We start from the raw sequence: 19,167 nt of genomic DNA, 5'->3' as shown, positions 1-19,167 counted from the left end.
GTCCCTTACCCATACCGACACGAATCAGAAGCGAGGTAGCACCGGTGTCCGAAATTCTGCACGACCGAGCGAGCTGGACGGTGACCGCCCGGATCGCCCGAATCACCCCGATCCGCGGCGCGGGCAACGCCCTCGACATGGCCGCGGCCAAGGGCCTCCGCGAGGCGGCCGATCGGGTGACGCACGGCGCGGTCGACGGGTCCGTCCGCGTCGCGGTGATCGCCGCCGAGGGACCGACCTTCTGCGTCGGCGGCGACCTGCGGGAATTCGCCACCGCCCCCGACCGCGGACCCCATGTCGCCACCGTCGCCGCCGAACTGCACCAGGCGATCCTGACTTTCACCCGAGCCCCGATTCCGGTTGTCAGCGTCGTGCACGGAACCGTGGCGGGCGGCGGCATCGGGCTCGCCCTCGCCGCCGACATCGTCCTGATGGCGACGACGCGGCCATGCGCCTGGCCTACACCGCCGTCGGCCTCACTCCGGACTGCGGCTCGACATGGGCGCTCGCCCACCGCCTCGGCCCCGCCCGCGCGCTGGACCTGGCGCTCACCAACCGCACCCTCACCGGAACCGAAGCCGCGGCATGGGGATTGATCAGCCGCGCGGTGCCGGCCGCCGAGCTCGCCGACGTCGCCGCACAGGTCGTGGCCATCCTGCGGTCGGGATCGCCCATCGCCTTCGCGGAGACGAAACGACTCGTCACCGCGGCCGCCGGTCGCGACCTTCCGGCGCAGCTCGACGACGAGGCGGCCACCATCGCACAGGTGATCGACAGGCCCGACGGCCTCGCGGGCATCCAAGCCTTCCTCGACAAGCGCACACCGTCGTTCGGGTGATCGGGTACTGAATCAGACCCGAGCGGCGACCGCTCAGTCCCCGGCGGAATCTGTGACGGCGCGGACGACCGATTCGAGGGCGTCCGCGGTCTGATCGAGCGCGTCGGTGCTGCGCTGGGCCCGGCACATCGCGACGGTTCCCTCCAGCGCGGCGACGATCAGGGTGGCGGTCTGCTGGGCGGCGCTCTCGGTCGCGCCGTGCGCGCGCAGCGAATCCGACAGCAACCCGGTCCACCGATCGAAGGCCTCGGCGGCCGCGCGGCGGGGTGCGTCGTCCTCGTCGGGCTGGTCCTCCACCGAGACCGCCACGACCGGGCACCCGGCCCGGAAGTCGCTGTCCAGCACAACCTTTCGCCACATGTCCACGAATGCCCGCAGGCCGGCGACCGGCCCCGCGGGCAGTTCCTTGGCCAGTTTGCGCGCGGTGAGGGCATCGGCGAAGCGGACCGCCTCGGCGGCCAGCTGCGCCTTGCCGCCGGGGAAATAGTGATAGGTCGAGCCGAGCGGGGCGCCGGAGTGCTTGGCGAGCTCCCGCACGCTGGTCGCGTTCAGGCCACGCCGCCGAAGCATGTCGGCCGCACCCGCCACCATCCGATCCCGCGCCTCCGACTGCGCCATCACACACCTCTCTTGCCCATAACGACTGTCATAGCGTACCGTCCCCGCTTATAACAGTCGTTATAACGGAGGTGTTGTCATGCCGATGATCCAGCTCACCCTGCCCAGCGGCGTCCTGTCCGCCGAGGCCCGCAGCGGGTTGCCGAAGACCCTCGCCGCCACGCTGCTGCACTGGGAAGGCGCGCCCGACACGGCGTTCTTCCGCGCGCAGGCCTGGTGCCGGATCGACGAGACGCCCGAGGGCGCGTTCGTCAACGCGGAGGACGACTTGCCGCGCTTCCGGGTGGACGTCACCGTGCCCGAAGGCGCGTTGTCCGATCGCCGCAAACAGGGCCTGATCGAGCAGGTGACCGCGGAGGTGCTCGCCGCCGCCGGACTCGACCAGAGCGCGGCATTGCGGGTGTGGGTGCTCATCCACGAGCAGCCCGAAGGCACCTGGGGCGCAGCGGGAAACATCGTGCGCTTCGCCGAACTGAAGGCCATGGCGCAGGGGCAGCGCGGCTGATGCGGGAGCTGCAATTCATCCGTGCTCACCACCTCGAATGGCGGGAACGGCCCGACCCAGTGCTGCAAGGGCCGCGGGACGCGATCGTTCGCCCGTTCGTCGCGGGCCGCTGCGACGGGGACACCATGCCCATCCACCGGCACGTCTCCCGCGCCATGCAGCTCGGCATTCGCGTCGGCATGGTCGACCCGGTGGTCGCGACCATCTGCGGATCGGTCCCGTTCCAGGGACCGTTCGGCATCGGCCACGAATGCATCGCCGAGGTACTCGAGGTCGGCCCGGACGTCACCGGCCTCACACGCGGCGATTTCGTCGTCGTGCCGTGGGCCGTGTCGTGCGGCGACTGCCTCGAATGCCGCCGCGGACTCACCGCCAAGTGCGCCACCACCCGCACCAGCACCCTCGCCGCGTTCGGATTCGGACCGGCGAGCGGCCCGTGGGGCGGTATGGTCGCCGACCGCTTGCGCATCCCCTACGCCGACCACATGCTCGTGCGCCTGCCCGACAGCCTCGATCCGCTGCGGGTGGCCGCCGCCAGCGACAATCTCGCCGACGCGTGGCGCTGCGTCGTCCCAGCACTGGCCGCACGGCAAGGAGGCTCGGTGCTCATCCTCGGCGGCGCGGCGCAGAGCATCGGGCTCTACGCCGCCGGACTGGCCGTCGCGCACGGCGCTGAGGTCGTCGACTACGTCGACCACCGCCCCGAGCGCCTGTCGATCGCCGAAAAGCTCGGCGCCCGAGCACATCCGGTCGCCAAGGGCAAACTCCGCCGAGCGGACCTGCCCGCGCGCCGCTACGACATCGTCGTGGAAGGCACCTCCACCGGCGCCGGTGTCGACCTCGCGCTACGCGCCCTGCAGCCCGGCGGAATCTGCGCACCGGTCGGCTACTACCTGCCGCCCGGGACGAAGGTGCCGCTGATGCACATGTACGCGAACGACGCGACGCTCAGAATCGGTATCTCGCACGTACGTCCGGTCCTGCCCGACCTGCTCGACTTCGTCGCCCGCACGGACTTCGCCGCCGAGGAGGTCACCACCCTGCTCGCCGACTGGGAAGACGCGCCCGAGGCGTATCGAGCGCACACCACCAAACTCGTGCTGCACAGGCCACCGCTCGGCGCCTGACCTTCTCGGCTTCCCGGCTCTCGGCGATGTGCGCGCCGAGAGCCGGGATGCTCCCGCACGTATTCGCCCTCCGCTGGCGGCATCGACGACGTATCCTCTGAATGCTCGGAACACATTGTGCCACTACACCTTTCATGATCAAGTCGGTTCCGCGTGCGCGCTGCGGCGCGGACCCGGCGGTACGAAACCAGCCGTGGAGTTCTCATGCATCCCGCCCCCACCCCCATTCAGAATCTGATCGTTCTCGGCGACAGCCTGTCCGACATCGGCATCAAGCGGACAGCGCCGGCCGGCCGGTTCGCCCGCGCCGCAGGACTGATGCGCACCAACGAGATCGGCCGCTACAGCGACGGCAGGAACTGGACCGACTTTCTAGTCGAATGGATGGGCGGAACGTCGCTCATCGGCGCGGACAAGGACGAGACCGAATCGCTGACCAAGGTCCATCGCACCCTGACCGCCGTGCAGTCGAACGTCCTCGGCAGCAATGCGGGGAACCTCACGCCGGTGCGGTACGCCAACTACGCCGAAGGCGGCGCCGTCGCGGCCTCCGACTGGAGCCCAGCCGGCCTCGGCTACCTGAAAACGCAAGTGGACGCGTACATCAAGGCGCGCCGCGCACTGTTGGCAGGCGACACCCAGGCGGTGCTGGACGGCACGGCGCACGATCAGTACACCGGCCACACCCTGCACATCCTCTGGATCGGCCTCAACGACCTCATCACCGCCGAACGCCCCTGCCCCGAGAACCCGAAGAAGGCGAAGGCGGGGACCGGAATCGAACCGATGGTGGACGAGATTCGTCGTCTGGTGAACCGCATCCCCAGCTCGTTTCCGACCAATCCCGCCCACGAGCACTTCGTCCTCATCGATCTACCCAGTCCGCTCGTCTCCGTGCGCTATCAGGACAAGGTCGCCGACAAAGGTGCGGACGCGGCGGCCGAGGTGGTGCGCAATGTCGCCGAATTCAATGCCGCCCTGCGCAATCTGGCCACGCGCTGGCCGCCGCCCGGCGAGAACGAAGGGCCCGGTGCGAATCCGGCCAACATCTCGTTCGTACCCATGTCCGACTGGATGGATTTCGTCTCCCAGCACGCGGAGAACTTCGACCTGACCCCGATCGCCCAGGAGCATGGGCCGGTCGTCTACCAGGGCAGGCAAGACATATTGGTGCCGAAGCTCCGCCGCGCCCTCACCACCAGCGATCTCGCCCATCCCACGGAGGCGGTGTATCAGCTCATCGCCCGCAGGATCGTCGATGTCGTGCTGAACGGGTACACGTTGGGCAGATTGAATCCTGCTTCCTGGCAGAATATTCGGCCGTTCCGCACGATCGGGTGAGAGCCGTCGCGTAGCCGGATCGCCTGCGACGCCGCGCATCCCGGCGTCGCAGGCGTCCCGCGGAGGGGGAGGAGTCATGAATGTCCTGGGCAATGCGATTTCCGCGGCCGGTGTCCTGGCAGGCGTCCTGATCGGTGGATGGCTGACGCTGCGCAACCAGAAGCACATGGTGGGGACGGGATTACGAGCGCCACTGGCTCGACATTCGGCTGACGACCTACAACGACTTCGTGGTGGCCTACCGCCAGTTCGTCGCCTACGCCCTCAGCGAGACCGTGAAGGTCGTAGCGATTCCGCATCCACGAATTCCAGGGGAGATGACTCCGCTTTTCGACGAACGCGGCTTGCGCCACAAGGTCCGGCTCGACTCAGCGTGGATGGCGACGAGACTGGTCTGCACGTCCGTCGAGGTCTCCAACGCTTGCCTGGAGGTGGTCACGATCGCCCGGCAGATCGCCGCGGCCCGGGCCGACTGCGCAGCCGACGAAGTACCGCCCGAATTGCTGAATCGTCTCTGGAGTACGCAGTACAAGTTCTTGTCCGCTGTGCGGGAGGAGCTGGGGCTGGACACCATGCCCCCACTGGCGGGCCGGGAGTGATCACGGGGCGAGCCCCTTCCGGCCGACCGCCGCAACGGCTGTCGGCCGAAAGTCGCACCGTTCCGCCTCCACGGTTCGGCCGGACCACGTGACGATAATGGTGTACGTGACGAACGAGGATGCGGTGAGCGGCGGCGACCCCGCAGACCTGGGCGACATCCAGCGTCAGCACTGGCAGTCGACCTATCGAGCCAACCCCGAAATGTACGGCGACGAACCCTCGGCACCCGCGATACAGGCCGCGCAGATCTTCGGCGCGGCCGACGTGCGCGCGATTCTCGAACTGGGCGCAGGCCACGGGCGGGACGCCCTGCATTTCGCCCGTGTTGGATTCAGCGTGCACGCAACCGATTTCAGCGACGTCGGACTCCACCAGTTGCGCGAGCGCGCCGACAGCGAAGCCGTCGAGGGGCTGACCACCGGGATCATCGACGTCCGTGCGCCACTGCCACTCCCCGACGCGTCGTTCGACGCGGTGTACGCCCACATGCTGCTGTGCATGGCACTGTCGAGCGAGGAGATCGTCGCCCTCGTCCGCGAGATTCACCGTGTGCTACGTCCGCGGGGTACCTTCTTCTACACGGTGCGCCACACCGGCGACCCGCACTACGGCGCCGGCATCGATCACGGTGACGACATCTTCGAACACGGCGGGTTCGCGGTGCACTTCTTTTCACGCGCTTTCGTCGACGAACTCGCCGAAGGCTGGGACCTGCGGCAGATCGATGAGTTCGAAGAAGGAGCCTTGCCGCGGAGGTTGTGGAGCGTGGTTCAGACCCGACGCTGAGCCTTTTCGCCACCGAGGCCAGCTCGATCACCGATGCGCCCGACCGGACGTCTTACACCACAGGATGCTCGTCCGGCCGGGTCGGCGACGCGCCGAACGCCAGGTCGCTCCCCCGGCTCGCGATGGTGATATTGCCGCCGACGCTCGCCTGATTGATCAGGACGTCGGCGGTAGTGTTCGGCGCCTCGTCGGCCCGGGTGAGGAAGGCTGCCAGCACGCGCCCGACCGGGTACAGGTGCGGGATGGTCAGAAGCAGAAGCACCAACCGCACCAGGGCGCTGATGGATTCACCCAGCTCGTAGAAGGGCAAGGTGGGCACCAGAACACTGAGCAGGACATACGTCAGCAATGGGCGAACGTGGGATACGTCTTCGCGATCAGCGGTCCTACCCTTCGGATTCAGTTCGACATCGCCCTCGTCGTTGTGGCCGAAGAGCTGCGGCGCCGACGCCGTCGGACCCGCGACGAGGAAACCGAAGCTCACCGACTGGCGACGCTCCAGATGCGCCACAACCCAACGCTGATCACCGACCGTCTGACCGGCGAGCGGCGCCTCTTCGATCCCGTACTCCAGCGGCGGATCACCGAGTACGTAAGCCTCCAGAATCTGGCAGCGCGCGGGATAGCTGAACCTCAGGTACTCGTCTTTCACGACCAGATGGCCGGTGTTCTCGACCCGGCACGTGACCTCGTAGACCTGGCCTTCCACCGGCAAGCCGCCGAACTGTACGGATACCTTCTGCGCCAGCTTCTGCGGGACGTCGGCCATCGTCGAACCGACGTTCATGCTGTAGGTCAGGCGCTTGACCTTCTTGCGATCGCGAAGCTGATCCGCGACTTCCTTGAGTACGAATCCGACGATCACAGCCACCACGGCGATGATGGCGCGCCACCAATTGTCGCTCAGGACAACCTCATCGGCTGCGATTATCACTGTGTCTCCCCGGTGCAGATGTTCCCGATCGATGTGGTGACGATCTCAGGTGTACATCATTGCCAGTCGGAGCGCCGTTCGAGCACGTTTCCGAATTCGAATTGCCCCCTGCCGCAAACCTCCTGGCAGCGTTGCCTGGTTCGACCGGTCCACCGCCGCCACCCGACGGTCCCGCGACGGTGGTCGTGATGACGTAGTCACGGACGTGGCCGGTAGGGTTCCCACAGGAACGGCGAGAGGGGAGTCGACATATGAGCTATCCATATGGGCCGCATCGGTGTGCTGTGGTCGATCGGCGGCTTGCTACTGATGTCTCGCAAATCCGCGGGCCGCATCATGCTCATCTTGCTGGCCTGCATCGGCGGCGTCAGCAGCCTGTACTCCGGCATTGCCAGTCTCGATTCCCAAGTGCCCGCGGCCGCGATCGGCAGTTTCATCGGTCTGGGGGTGGCGGCCCTCGTCCTCGGACTCACGATGGCCAGTTCCACCACCCGCTGGCTGGCGACAGCACCTGGACGTCTCAGGCCGTACGGTCCGCCCGCTCCATATGGCCAACCCCCGTACGGTCAACCGGGTCCACCGCCGGTGTACCCCGGCCCGCCCCACGGTCAGCCGCAATACCCGCCGCATTACTGATCTCGCCGTAGCGGGTTGAAAGTGCCGGTAATTCGGTGGCCTGCCGCACCGATGCCGCCGGTAATTGCCTGAAATCACCACACCCGTTTTCGGCCGGACGCTGGCCGCGCAATGTCAACGGATCACGCGGGCACGTCCAGCGAGGGGCAGGCGGCCTTGTATTCGATTGTCGGCGATACCCACTCGTCCCATTCGGCTCGGCTCATGTTGGTGGTGAGCCTGTTGCACAGTTCGTCGCGCCATCTGCTTGGGCCGGGCCAAAGCCTCCACCCGTCGTCTCCGCGGGACACGATATGGTTGCCGTCAGCGGTGAACTCCAAACTGGTTACCAGACCCGTGTGGCCGAACATTGGGCTGCCGACGGGCCGGCCGGTCTTGGCTTCGCGCAGCTGTATTGCTGATGTACGCCTGCCTGCCGAAACGACGTAGGTGCCGTCGGGGCTGAACGCGACGCGACTTTCATTTCCACTGCCTGCGATGTCGATCCACGGTTCGCCGACCGGCCGCCCGGTGGCCACATCGTGCAGGCGCAGCTCTCCAGTCGTACGGACCAGGATGCGTTGGCCGTCCGAGCTGATCGCGGCGGCGGAGATCGGCAGTTCGTCTTCGCCTTCCATTAGGTCCACCAAGCGGCCGCCGCGTCCGGTAACGGGTGGGCCGGCAGGCGCGCCGGTGTCGGTGTCCCATACCCGGACAGCGGACGATGTCAATTCGTATGAGCTGGCGAAGATATTGCCTGTCTCCATTATCGTGCTGTCGTCGCCGGAGGCGGTATGCACTGGCGCCACGGTGATCAGCCGGTGCTCGTCGGCGCTGAATCCCACGGCGGCCACGAAGTCTTCTTCGCCGTGCAGCGCTTTGCCGTGTGGTGAGCTCGTTGCGACATCCCAGAGCCAGGGATCGAAGCCAATGGAAGCGATGTGCTGCCCGTCCGGGCTGAAGAACAGACCTGGGATGGTGTCGGTGGGGCCGGTGAGGGGCGGGCCATATGGCTCACCGGTCTGCGCATCCCAGATCCGGACCGTATTGACCTTACCGTCGGCGGACGCGATCGCCCGCCCATCCGGTCTCCATGCCAGGGCGGAGACAGGTCCGACGTGGCCGGTCGAAATCGTTCGGATGAGCGCGCGGGTGTCAATCCGCCACAACGCGATGTCGGATTCGTTGTCCGCGTCACGTGTCGCGGCGATGCGCCCGTCGGGACTGACCACCGCGGGCACGGACCGGACAAAGGCGAGGCCTGGCAATCGCTTTCCGATGGGTTGATCGGGCTCGGCTGCCCACACGTGGATCGCATTGCCGCCGCCGCTGATGATCCGCGTGCCATCGCCGCTGTAGACCACCTTCACGGCGTCGGTGTCACCGCTCAATGGTGGCCCGACCGCCGCCCCGGTGTCGGCGTCGCGCACGACGATTTTGCCATCGGAGGTCCCGATGGCGACGCGTCGCCCGTCGGGGCTGAACGCCAAGTCGCGTCCCGCATAGCCGAATTCGGTCAGCCCGTCGACGACCGGCCTGCCCGTGGCCGCGTCGGTGATGCGCAGCTGCGACGCGTCCACAGGTGTGCCGGTGCCCTTGGCTGAGGGCTCCGAATCCGCCGGGTTGCTCGCGACCAAAGAGCTCATCGAGGCGACGCGCCGGCCGTCGGGGCTGAAGTCCACAAAGACGGCCGGGCCCTTGTGCGAAGGCAGCGGCGGGTCCGCCGACTGGTGGCTGTCGACATGCCACAGTCGGACCACACCGTCTGCCCCGCCCGTGGCCAGCTGGGATCCGTCCGGGCTGAAGGCGACCGCAGATACCCAGCCGTCGTGTCCGCGGATCGGCTCGCCCATCCGCTCGCCGGTCGCCACGTTCCACAGCCGGGCTGTGCCATCACGGTTCCCCGTGGCGAGCAGGGCACCATCGCGGCTGAAGGCCACACTCAAGGCGTCGTCGAGTCGACCGGTTAGCACGTGCACGGCTGCACCGGTATTCGCGTCCCAAATGCGCACGGTCTTGTCCTCCCCGGCCGAAACGATCCAGCGCCCGTCCCTGCTGTACTGGGCGGCCCAAACCTTCCCCGTGTGCCCGGCCGGCGGATCTCCGACCGGCTTGCCGGATTCGAGGTCCCACCTGCGGATGAGGCCGTCATCCCCGGCCGAAAGGATTTGTCGGCCATCGGGACTGATCGCGATACTGGTGACGTCCGACGGTGTCGCAATGATCTTCTCCAAACGTCGGGCATCGATCAGCGTGTTCAGCAGGGCATCCGGGTCTGATCGGGGAGTCAGCGCCTCGGCGGCGAGCATCTGCTGGATCGCGCGCCGATCGCCGCCGAGCCGGGTTCCATCGAGCATCGCCCGCGACTCCACGACGAGCTTGGCCGCGATCGCCCGCTGGGCTTCCTGGCGGGCACCCTGCTCGGCGTCCCTCGCTTGTTCGAAGCTGATGCCGGCAACGACCGCGACGAGGACGATCACGGCCAGCAGCGCCGCCAGCACTTGCGAGCGGCGCCGCAGCGAGCGCGCGTGCGCTTCCGCCGCCGACTTCGCGTCTTCCAGCTTGCGATTCGCGCGCCGCCGCGAGTTGAGCAGGAACTCACCGGCGGAGTTGAGGCGCGCCCCGAATCCTGGACGCGCACTGAGCGTTTCGGCCCCATCCAAGCGCGCGCCGTCGAGCAGCCAGTCGTCGTGGCGGCCGCTTCGCACCCACGCGACGACGGCCCGCTCGACCGCGTCGGCGTCGCGGAGGTCCGACGCTTCGGTCCGTAACCAGTTCTCCAGCTCCTCCCACTGATGCAGCAGACTCTCCAACGCCACTTCGACGACGACCTGGCCGTCACGCTCGCCCTTGACCATGAGCCGCCGACCGACGAAAGCGTTCAGCAGCGCATGACTGTCCTCCGGTAGATCGGCCCAGCGCGCGATACGGCGCATCGGTTGATCGGTGTCCGAATTCACCGTCGCCAGCCAGGGAACGAAGGCATCGTGCAACCGGTCCAGCTGCTCGCGGCGCTCCGATGGATCCGCCGACAGCAGGTTGTCGATTTCGTTCTGCACTACTCGCCGCATGCCGCCGGTCGCCTCGTAGCGGTCGACGGTGACGGCATCACCGCTGCCGGCGTAGTCCTCGTAGAGCCGCGACAGGATCAACGCCAACAGCGGCAACGTGTCGGCGCCGCCGGAGGATTCCTGGGCTAGCCGGTCGACGAGCTCCGGGGAAAGCGTGAAGCTGGATCCCGACTCGGCAGCACGCCGGGCGGGCCCACAAATGATCTCGGTGAACTGAGCCTGCGGCATCGCTTTCAACCGGTCGAACAGGTGACTCTGGACGGTCGACAGCTGCGGTGCGGTCTGCAGCAGCTCGTATTGATCCGAGCGAATCGTGGCGACCACGATCATGTCCAAATCGGAGTCGCTCAGCAGTCGGCCGAGCAGCGCCAGAAACGTCGGCCCCTCTTCTCCCGCGTCGACTCCGAACAACTCCTCGGCCTGGTCGACCGGGAGTACGAGTGTCGGGGACCGTTCCGACGCCGGCATTTCGAGCAATCGGTCGTGCGCGGCCGCAACGGCTTCGACCAGCCACCCCCGCACCCTTTCCGAATCCGATATCGCGTTCTTGACGTCGCCGAAGCTCGGCACCTGCAGACCGACGTCGACTCGCAGGCGGTGAATCGCGCGAGCCAGACCGGTGTCGCCGGTCAGTGCGCGACGTTCCGGGCGCACCACGCCCAATGTCAGGAAACGTCGGTCGTCGCGTCGCATACGGGGCAACAGTCCCGCCCGCAGAAAGGATGATTTCCCGACCCCGGACGGGCCCAGGATGACAAACATCTGTTCCTGACCGGCGCCGCGCATATCACGAAGTTCATCGAGAGCATGCGCGATCTGCGCGTCACGTCCGAAATAGACCGCCGCATCGACTGACTCCAGCGGCTGCCAACCCCGGTACGGTGAGCGGTCCGCATCCCCCGGCGGCGGCCAGGCGAAGCTGAATGCACCGACTCCGACATCTCTCAGCCCGGCCAGCAGCCGACGCAGGCCGTCACTGGCCAACCGCACCGGCGGTTCCTCGTCGACCGGTATCTCTGTCCACGGACCCGCCCCGAAGAGGTCACAGCTTTGCCAGGCGCGGGTCACATCCCTTTCGTCGAGTTCCTCGAGTCGGGCGCAGAAGACGGGTTTGCCCATGCCTTCGGCCTGACGGAACTCGGCGTGGCATTCCTTCGACGCCACCCAACCTTTCGACACCAGGCAGATCACCGCCTCGCAGCGCGCGTTCACCTGCCACAGCGCTTCCGTCCAGCGCCTCCCCGTACGGATACCGGTTTCGGGATCCAGATCGAGATAAATCTCGCCGGCCAACCCCGGCTCGGCTTGCTCGAGCCAACGCTTCAACGCGATCGCATGGCGATTGTCCCGGCTCGAATGACTTAGAAAGACGCGCGACATCTGGTCACACAACGTTCAGACCCGATGAGCCCACGAGCCACTATCGCCAACCCCGCGGTCGCATCTGGCTTCCGACACACCGTCGGTGTGGCCATATCGCCTCCTTGCGGAACGAAGGAACCTGGTGCCGGGCAGTAACTTCCATTTTGGGCCGACACACCACTCGATGAACGAGTAGTCCCATACTCGTTTCTGCGAGCGGCCATCCGGGCTGGCACTTCTACCTGGTAGATATGGCGCTGCCCAGCAGCAACGTGCGCTGAGGCGCACTGCTCGTAGGATGACCTGACCGCATCCGCGACCGGCCGCTGCTCTCAACTTCGTCGGTCGACCCGATACGGCGTCCCTGGGCGTGCAGCTCGAGGCGCATCGCCACACGCCTTGTCGTCGGGGGTAGGCGGCGAACGCCGCCGCGCATACCCTTACCGCTTGGAAGAGCGCTGTTCTAGATCGAAACTCTCGTGAAAAACAAAAACCTGCTGGTCAGCGGGGGTTTGTGGGGCGGGCGGGGCTCGAACCCGCGACCAATGGATTATGAGTCCACGGCTCTAACCGACTGAGCTACCGCCCCGCATGCGCGGTGGAACCGCGACTGTCAGGGATGCTACCGGGCGTGGCGGGGCGGGCACCAGTTGACTCCCCGGCGGCTGGGCAGGTAGACGCTCACACGCGGGGTTTCGTGCGGCGTTCCGCTGCCGGCGTCCACTAGTGTGGGCCGAAACCGAAACTTACTGGAGGGTCAGATATGGCCAGTGTGTTCGCGAATGTGCTGCGGGTTCATCAGTGGGTGTACGAGAACAGCGGTGGGCTGGTCGGCCACAAGCTGCTGTTCGGCAATCCGACCCTGCTGTTGCGGACGGTGGGGCGGAAGTCCGGTCAGGAACGGATCTCGGCGTTGACCTACGGGCGGGACGGCGAGGCGTACTTGGTGACCGCATCGAACGGCGGCTCGCCGCGCCCGCCGGGGTGGCTGGCGAATGTGAAGGCGACGCCCGAGTGTGAGATTCAAGTCGGGCGGCGCCGGGTGAAAGTGGTTGCACAAGCGACGTATCCGGATGATGCGGACTACGCACGACGGTGGGCGATCGTCGACAAAGTGAACAAGGGCCGCTACAGCGCCTATCAAAAGATGACCAAACGGCCCATCGCAGTGGTGGTTTTGACGCAGACCAAGTGAACCGTCAGTCGCCGCCGTCTCCCCACTGACCCTTGTCCACCGGCACGCGGTCGTCCCATCGGCTCTCCATTGTCGGTGGGCGACTTGCGAATTGGACAACGGCGAAAACGAGGAAGAGGACGACGGCGACAACACCGATAACGATCAGAGTTTGCACGGCAGGCACATTAGCGCTGTCTCAGACCGATCGCACACAATGCCGGACAAGTCACAATGTGAGCAGCGTTCGTCCGAGAGATTTCCTGGATTCGATTGCGGCATGGGCGCTGTCGGCGTCTTCGAGGGAGAAGGTCTGACCGATCACGACCTCGATGTCACCGGCGACGACGGCCGCCTGGATGCGGCGCGAGAGCGCGTTCCAGTCGATGTCGGCGCCGGTGAGGTCGAACAGGCCGAGCACGGCGATATCGCGCGCGGCCAGCGCGTCGCGGTCCAGTGCGGCGAAATCGCCTGCCGCGGCGCCATATCCGAGGAATCGGCCGTGATCGGCGATGGTCTCGGCGGCCGCCGCGCCGAGCTCACCGCCCGCGCCGTCGAGCACGATGTTCACCCCGGCTCCGTCGGTCGCGGCGCGCGCCTTGGCGGTCCAGTCCGGTTCGGAATAGTCGACGGCGGCGTGCGCGCCCAGCCGCTCGGCGAGCTCGAGTTTGGCGTGCCCGCAGGCCGCCGCGACGACGTATGCGCCTGCGGCGCGGGCCAATTGGATGAGCAGCGTGCCGAGGCCGCCGCCCGCCGCGGTGACGAGGACCCACTCCCCCGGCTGGATGGCGGCGCGGTCGAACACGGCGAGCGCGGTCCGGCCGTCGTGGGTGAGCGCGACGGCCTGCGTCAGCGAAAGCCCTTCCGGCACTTCGATGAGAGTCTCCGCCTTGGCGAGCGCCTTCTCGGCATAGCCGCCGATGGGCTGTCCGCCGCCGATTCCGCTCGCGGCGGTGCTGGTGGCGACGCGCTTGCCGAGCCACGACGGATCGACGTCCGCGCCCACCTCCACGACCACGCCGGAGATCGCCCCGCCCGGCACGTAAGGGGTTTCGATCTCGAAGTACTCGCTTCCCCAACCCGAGCGCAGCCGGGTGTCGAGGAACATCACGTCGGCCGCCGCGACTCGGACGACCACCTGCCCGGAACCTGGGGTGGGATCGGGTACTTCGCGCACCGCGAGTACCTCCGGTCCACCGAATTCCCTTGCCTGCACAGCTCGCATCACTGACCTCCTGATCACATCTGGTCGAACAGCGCCAAGCATGAAACCTGAAGTCCAGTCGAGGTCAAGAGCCGGGGAGTCAGATCACTCGCGCGGCCGGTAGTGCATGACGCGTGGTTCAGGAGCCACCGCCGCAACTGCTGCCACCGCCGCAGCTGCTGCTACTCCCTCCGCCGCAGCTGCTGCTTCCCCCACCACAGCTGCTGCTTCCCCCGCCGCAACTGCCCCCGCCGCACCCGCTGTCGCCGCCGCTGCCGCCCGAACAGCTACTCCCCGAGTCGCCGCCACCGCACCCGCTCCCGTGCCTGCGGTGTCCCATCCCGGCGCCGCCCGCGAACCAGGGCCCCTGGCTGCGGTTCGGCGGCCACCCCGGCTGCCGCGGGGGCGTGCTGACCGCCTTGACCAGCGCCACCACGAACACCACGACGGCACACACAATCAGCAGGGTCAGGATGAGACTCAGGACAATGAGCGCAGCCGTCATGACGGAATGGTAGCGGCGCGCGGCCGTACAGTGAATCGTGCAGTTTTTCCGTTCCCGACAGCGCCTCCGCCGCCAGGTCGACCTGCGCGACGTCGAGCAGGCCGTGGCCGAGCTGGAACTCTCCGAGGCCGTCTTCAAGACGTGCCCGTGGCAGCCGCGCGAGCTGGTGGAGACCGGTCTGCGTCAGTGGCTGCGCTGCTGCGGCGCGGCGATGCGCGACGGCCAGGTCATCGGCATGCCCTCGCACGCGGTGGACGAGGCCTGGCACGGCCTGATTCTGTGCACGGAGCGCTACGCCGCGTTCTGCACGGCCGCTTACGGCCGCTTCCTGCACCACTATCCGGACGGTGACGCGCCGCCGCGCAAGCTCGTGGCGCACGGCTCGATGGCCGAACAGCTGGGCCGCACGGTGGTGGCCTGGTCGATGGTCGCGCGACCGGACGAGACCTGCGTGCTGTGGGATCTCGACAGCAAGGTCGGGGTCGCCCACCCGTGGGGCATCGACGCCCGGCGCGTCGCGGCGATCGAGGCCGAACTGCACCGGGCGTCGACGGACCCTAGGTGAGCTTCACCCGCGCCGCGAGGAACCGCACCACCGCGGGCGCGAAGCGGTTGAACTGGTACTGCAACCGCGCCTCCAGGGTGACCGGCACGATGCTGCGGTCGCGCCGGACGGCACGCACGATCTGATCGGCGACCTTGTCCGGCGTGTAGCGGCGCATCCGGTACAGGTTGTCGTACTTGGCCTGCTTGCGCTTCTCCTCCTCGGCGCTGAGGCCTGAAAAGGTGGTGGTGGCAACGATATTGGTGTGCACGATGCCCGGGCAGATGGTGTGCACCGAGATACCGCGGCCCGCCAGCTCGGCGCGCAGGCAGTCGGAGAACATGAACACCGCCGACTTGCTGGTCGAGTACGCGCTGAACCCCTGCTGCGGGCTGTAGGCGGCCATGCTGGACAGATTGACGATGTGTCCGCCGAGGCCGCGCTCGGCCATGGCGGCGCCGAAGGCGCGACAGCCGTTCACCACGCCGCCGAGGTTGATCCGCAGCACACGATCGAACTCCGCCGAGGGCGTGTCGAAGAACCCGCCCGCCTGGCCGATGCCCGCGTTGTTGATCAAGATGTCGGGCACGCCGTGCGCGGCGATCACCTCGGCCGCGTGCGAGGTCACCGCGGCCTCGTCGGAGACGTCGAGCCGATAGGCGTGCGCCACAACGTTTTCCGCGGCGATCAGCTCGGCGGTCTGCTTCGCCGCGTCCAGATTGATGTCCGACAGCACGATCTCGGCGCCGAGCCGGGCGAACGCCAGCGCCGTCTCCCGGCCGATCCCGCTGCCGCCGCCGGTGATCACCACCAGCTGGTCATCGAACTCTTTTCGGGTCCGGTCGGTTTCGGCGCGGCGCAGACCGCGCGGCGCCGCGCCGCCGTCGAGGGTGTCGATCAGCTCGGTGGTGGCGGTGGCCAGCAATTCGGGGTGCGAGAACGGCATCCAGTGCCCGGCGGGCACGTCCCGTCGCCACAGTCGCGAGACCCACTTGCGTTCGTCGTCGTAACCCGCGGGGCGCACCGCCACATCGCGGCCCGCCACGATCAGCTGAACCGGCACCTCGGTGCGCCGCTCGCGCGGGGCGAGCATCCGCTGCACGATATTCGCGCGATAGATGAGCAGACCGTCGACGATGTCGCGCCGGAAGGTCGGGGCGAGGGTGACGGTCGACGTGGGCGTGTCGTTCATCAGGGAAACCGCACGCTGCCAACGCTCTTCGGTACCGAATGCGCCGAAGGCGGCCCGCGGCAATCCCGGAGTCATGAAGAAGGCCGTGTACGCCGAGGAAAGCAGCTGGGTGAACGGCTGCCACACGTTGCGCGGGGTGGGCCGGGAGAGCCTGGCACGCACCCACTTTCCGATGTGGTCGAGATTCGGGCCGGACACGGAGGTGAACGACGCGATCCGGGCGGTGGCGCGCGGTTCGCACACCGCCTCCCACACCTGGACCGAACCCCAGTCGTGGGCGAGCACGTGCACCGGCGCGTCCGGGCTCACCGCGTCGGCGACGGCGAAGAAGTCGGCTGCGAGCGCGTCCAGCCGGAAGTCGGCGGTCCGCCGGGTACGGGTGGACCGGCCGTGCCCGCGGGTGTCGTAGGTGACGACGTGGAACCGCCGCGCCAGCAGCGGCACCACGGCGCTCCAGAGGTGGTGGGTGTCCGGCCAGCCGTGCACGAGCACCACGGTCGGGGCCGCGGGATCGCCGTATTCGTAGACGGCGAGCTCGAATTCACCGTTGCGCACGATCCGTTCGGTCACTTCCGAGTCGATATCCGTAGTCATCGACGTCTCCTGTTCTGGTCGGAGGGGTCTTCACTACAGGTCGAGCACGAGACGCCCTCGATCGCAGCGCGATACGCAGGCCAGCATCTCGCCGTCCGCGCGCTCGTCCTCGGTGAGCACGGTGTCGCGATGGTCCGGCTCACCGGCCAGTACGCGCACCTTGCAGGTTCGGCAGAAACCCTGCCGACACGAATACGGTTGATCAGGACGGGATTTCAGGAGGGTGGCCAGCGCCGACTCGTCGGCGGGCACCTGGAGCACCTCCCCGGTGGAGGCGAGCTGGATCTCGAACGGCCGCCCGTTCACCACGGGCGGCGGCGAGAAACGCTCGGAATGCAGTTCCACGCCGCGCATCCAGCGCACCGCGTCGGCGACGGTGTCGGTCATCGGCACCGGGCCGCAGCAGTAGACCGCGGTGCCCGTGGTGACGCCGGGCAGCAGCGCGGCCGCGTCCGGCAGTCCGTGTTCGTCGTCGGTGCGCACGGTGACGCGGTCGCCGAACGTCTCGATCTCGTCGAGGAACGGGATGGTCTCGCGACTGCGGCCGACGTACACCATGGACCAGTCGAGTCCGAGCCGCACGGCCAGCCGCGCCATCGGCAGGATCGGGGTGATTCCGATGCCGCCGGCGACGAAGTGCAGATGCACCGCGGGCGAACCGTAGCCGGGCACCGCGAACGGGAAGGCGTTGCGCGGACCGCGCACCACGATCGGGCTACCGACAGGCAAGGCGTCGTGCACCTCGACCGAACCGCCGCCACCATCCGGGATGCGGCGCACCGCGACCCGATAGGCACGAGTGTCCGCCGGGTCGCCGCACAGCGAGTACTGCCGCAGCTTGCCGGAGGGCAACTCGAGATCCAGGTGCGCGCCAGGCCGCCACGCGGGCAGTTCGCGCCCGTCCGGCGCCTCGAGCCGCAGGCTCACCACGTCCTGGTCGTGCGCCTCGACCCGGCGCTCGGTGACGACCAGCGCGAGCCTGCGGTCGTCGACCTTCGGGCTCAGATCCCGCCGGTTGACCAGCGTGGCCCAGCGCAACCGGGCCGTCGCCAGCGCGTCGAACACCCGCACCGCGCGGTCCCGATCACGCTTGCCGAACAGATCGGCGGGTAGCCGCTCCGGGATGACCCGCGGGCTCACGAGGCGACCGCGCGCGCCGCGGGCGACGTGGCCAGGTACGCCACCGCCTGGGCGGTGGAGCCGACCGTCTCCGGGTTGTAGCCGGGCTTGAACGTGGACAGCGCACTCCACAGCAGCGAGGGTACGCCGGGCAGTGAGCCGCGCCACATGGCGCCGAAAACGCGCTTGATCAGCCGCGGGTATCCGAGATCGGGCAGCGCGGGGTCCTGCTGGACCATGAACTTGGTGCCGCGGACGACCAGCGAGACGAAGATCGGGAACACCAGCACCATCAGTGCCGACCTGCGGACGTATCCCGCGCCGAAGTACACCGCCACGTCGTGGGCGACATGCCGGTGCTCCACTTCCTCCGCGCCGTGCCACCGGAACAGGTCGGCCACCCGCGGGTCCGCGCCGAACTTCTCCAGGTCGGCGTTGAGCACCCAGTCGCCGAGGAAGGCGAAGAAGTGCTCGAGGCAGGCGATGAAGGCCAGCCGCTCGACCATGATCTGGCGCTGCGCGATGCCCTCGACGTCCGTGGGCCCGAGCGTCTTGCGGAACAGGTATTCGGCCTGGCGCACATAGGGCTCCGGGTCGATGCCGTTCGCCGAGAGCACTTCGTGCAGCACCTTGTCGTGAGTCTCGGCGTGCATCGATTCCTGGCCGATGAAGCCGAGCATCGCCTCGCGGAGCTTCTCGTCCTTGACGTAGGGCAAGGCCTCGGCGTAGGCGGCGCAGAACATGCGCTCGCCCTCGGGGAGCAGCAGGTTCAGCGAATTGATCAGGTGCGAGGCGATCGGCTCCTCCGGCATCCAGTGCAGCGGAGTGTCGGCCCAATCGAACTGGACATTGCGCGCGTTGAGCGCCACCTCGCCCGGATCGGTGTCCGGCCGCCGGTGAGCCCTGCGAAGTAGCTTCATCGGTACTCCCTCGATCCTCATACGTGCACCTCGGCAGCGAATCGGCATGGGTCGGCGCCGGTTCCTGCGCGGGTGTAGCAACGATCATACACGTATATGGAACTAGCGGTAACACACA

Annotated in this window: 15 protein-coding genes, 1 tRNA gene and 1 pseudogene; 9 read left to right on the top strand and 8 right to left on the bottom strand. The window is 67.6% G+C overall.

Annotated features, from left to right (window positions below; translation table 11 throughout):
* Positions 1 to 44 precede the first annotated feature (44 nt).
* A pseudogene (locus AC3EO7_RS08635) lies at positions 45 to 838 on the top strand (enoyl-CoA hydratase/isomerase family protein).
* Positions 839 to 871: 33 nt separating this feature from the next.
* Here AC3EO7_RS08635 and AC3EO7_RS08630 read toward each other — a convergent pair.
* The gene (locus tag AC3EO7_RS08630) at positions 872 to 1,456 is read right to left on the bottom strand and encodes a TetR/AcrR family transcriptional regulator (protein WP_431963032.1); all 585 of its coding nucleotides are present in this window, start codon (positions 1,454 to 1,456) and stop codon (positions 872 to 874) included.
* A 79-nt stretch (positions 1,457 to 1,535) separates the two neighbouring features.
* On the opposite strand from AC3EO7_RS08630, the gene AC3EO7_RS08625 reads away from it, so the two are divergent.
* From AC3EO7_RS08625 to AC3EO7_RS08605, 5 genes are all read left to right on the top strand, one after another.
* Entirely contained in the window at positions 1,536 to 1,961 is a 426-nt protein-coding gene (locus AC3EO7_RS08625; protein ID WP_431963030.1) for a tautomerase family protein, read from the top strand.
* Complete coding sequence (locus AC3EO7_RS08620; RefSeq protein WP_435590923.1) at positions 1,961 to 3,088, top strand: zinc-dependent alcohol dehydrogenase; 1,128 nt, start codon at positions 1,961 to 1,963, stop codon at positions 3,086 to 3,088. The genes AC3EO7_RS08625 and AC3EO7_RS08620 overlap by 1 nt, the downstream gene beginning before the upstream one ends.
* A gap of 204 nt (positions 3,089 to 3,292) precedes the next feature.
* The gene (locus AC3EO7_RS08615; RefSeq protein WP_431963026.1) at positions 3,293 to 4,429 is read left to right on the top strand and encodes an SGNH/GDSL hydrolase family protein; all 1,137 of its coding nucleotides are present in this window, start codon (positions 3,293 to 3,295) and stop codon (positions 4,427 to 4,429) included.
* A 230-nt stretch (positions 4,430 to 4,659) separates the two neighbouring features.
* Positions 4,660 to 5,028 carry a hypothetical protein gene (locus AC3EO7_RS08610; protein WP_435590922.1) on the top strand — a complete coding sequence of 123 codons (369 nt, stop codon included), beginning with the start codon at positions 4,660 to 4,662 and terminating at the stop codon, positions 5,026 to 5,028.
* 106 nt (positions 5,029 to 5,134) lie between these two features.
* A complete protein-coding gene (locus AC3EO7_RS08605) occupies positions 5,135 to 5,815 on the top strand; it encodes a class I SAM-dependent methyltransferase (protein ID WP_431963022.1) in 681 nt (226 codons plus the stop codon).
* Positions 5,816 to 5,867: 52 nt separating this feature from the next.
* Here AC3EO7_RS08605 and AC3EO7_RS08600 read toward each other — a convergent pair whose 3' ends face one another.
* Positions 5,868 to 6,749: a hypothetical protein gene (locus AC3EO7_RS08600; RefSeq protein ID WP_435590921.1), complete on the bottom strand. Its 882-nt coding sequence runs from the start codon at positions 6,747 to 6,749 to the stop codon at positions 5,868 to 5,870.
* A gap of 264 nt (positions 6,750 to 7,013) precedes the next feature.
* On the opposite strand from AC3EO7_RS08600, the gene AC3EO7_RS08595 reads away from it, so the two are divergent.
* A complete protein-coding gene (locus AC3EO7_RS08595; protein ID WP_435590920.1) occupies positions 7,014 to 7,385 on the top strand; it encodes a hypothetical protein in 372 nt (123 codons plus the stop codon).
* 122 nt (positions 7,386 to 7,507) lie between these two features.
* Here the strand turns inward: AC3EO7_RS08595 and AC3EO7_RS08590 are convergent, their stop codons facing one another.
* Both AC3EO7_RS08590 and AC3EO7_RS08585 read right to left on the bottom strand, forming a co-directional pair.
* A complete protein-coding gene (locus tag AC3EO7_RS08590; RefSeq protein ID WP_435590919.1) occupies positions 7,508 to 11,815 on the bottom strand; it encodes an nSTAND1 domain-containing NTPase in 4,308 nt (1,435 codons plus the stop codon).
* A gap of 497 nt (positions 11,816 to 12,312) precedes the next feature.
* Positions 12,313 to 12,386: transfer RNA gene (locus AC3EO7_RS08585), tRNA-Ile, on the bottom strand.
* 174 nt (positions 12,387 to 12,560) lie between these two features.
* Here AC3EO7_RS08585 and AC3EO7_RS08580 point away from each other — a divergent pair.
* A complete protein-coding gene (locus tag AC3EO7_RS08580) occupies positions 12,561 to 12,992 on the top strand; it encodes a nitroreductase/quinone reductase family protein (RefSeq protein WP_431963014.1) in 432 nt (143 codons plus the stop codon).
* A 208-nt stretch (positions 12,993 to 13,200) separates the two neighbouring features.
* On the opposite strand, the gene AC3EO7_RS08575 is transcribed toward AC3EO7_RS08580, so the two are convergent.
* Positions 13,201 to 14,196 carry a zinc-binding dehydrogenase gene (locus AC3EO7_RS08575; protein ID WP_435590918.1) on the bottom strand — a complete coding sequence of 332 codons (996 nt, stop codon included), beginning with the start codon at positions 14,194 to 14,196 and terminating at the stop codon, positions 13,201 to 13,203.
* A gap of 521 nt (positions 14,197 to 14,717) precedes the next feature.
* Here AC3EO7_RS08575 and AC3EO7_RS08570 point away from each other — a divergent pair.
* Entirely contained in the window at positions 14,718 to 15,245 is a 528-nt protein-coding gene (locus AC3EO7_RS08570) for a glycine-rich domain-containing protein (protein ID WP_431963010.1), read from the top strand.
* On the opposite strand, the gene AC3EO7_RS08565 is transcribed toward AC3EO7_RS08570, so the two are convergent.
* Genes AC3EO7_RS08565 through AC3EO7_RS08555 form a run of 3 tightly spaced genes read right to left on the bottom strand, consistent with a single transcriptional unit; the run spans position 15,238 to position 19,049 of the window.
* Positions 15,238 to 17,010 carry an SDR family oxidoreductase gene (locus AC3EO7_RS08565; RefSeq protein ID WP_435590917.1) on the bottom strand — a complete coding sequence of 591 codons (1,773 nt, stop codon included), beginning with the start codon at positions 17,008 to 17,010 and terminating at the stop codon, positions 15,238 to 15,240. The genes AC3EO7_RS08570 and AC3EO7_RS08565 overlap by 8 nt on opposite strands.
* Positions 17,011 to 17,043: 33 nt before the next feature.
* Positions 17,044 to 18,150 carry a PDR/VanB family oxidoreductase gene (locus AC3EO7_RS08560; RefSeq protein ID WP_435590916.1) on the bottom strand — a complete coding sequence of 369 codons (1,107 nt, stop codon included), beginning with the start codon at positions 18,148 to 18,150 and terminating at the stop codon, positions 17,044 to 17,046.
* On the bottom strand, positions 18,147 to 19,049 hold the full coding sequence (locus AC3EO7_RS08555) for a metal-dependent hydrolase (RefSeq protein WP_431963004.1): 903 nt from the start codon (positions 19,047 to 19,049) through the stop codon (positions 18,147 to 18,149). Before AC3EO7_RS08555 ends, AC3EO7_RS08560 begins: the two co-directional genes overlap by 4 nt.
* Positions 19,050 to 19,167: the final 118 nt, after the last annotated feature.

Source organism: Nocardia sp. bgisy118 (genome assembly GCF_057708605.1).
Note: the sequence above shows the minus strand (reverse complement) of the source record. Positions and strands in the feature narration are given on the sequence as shown.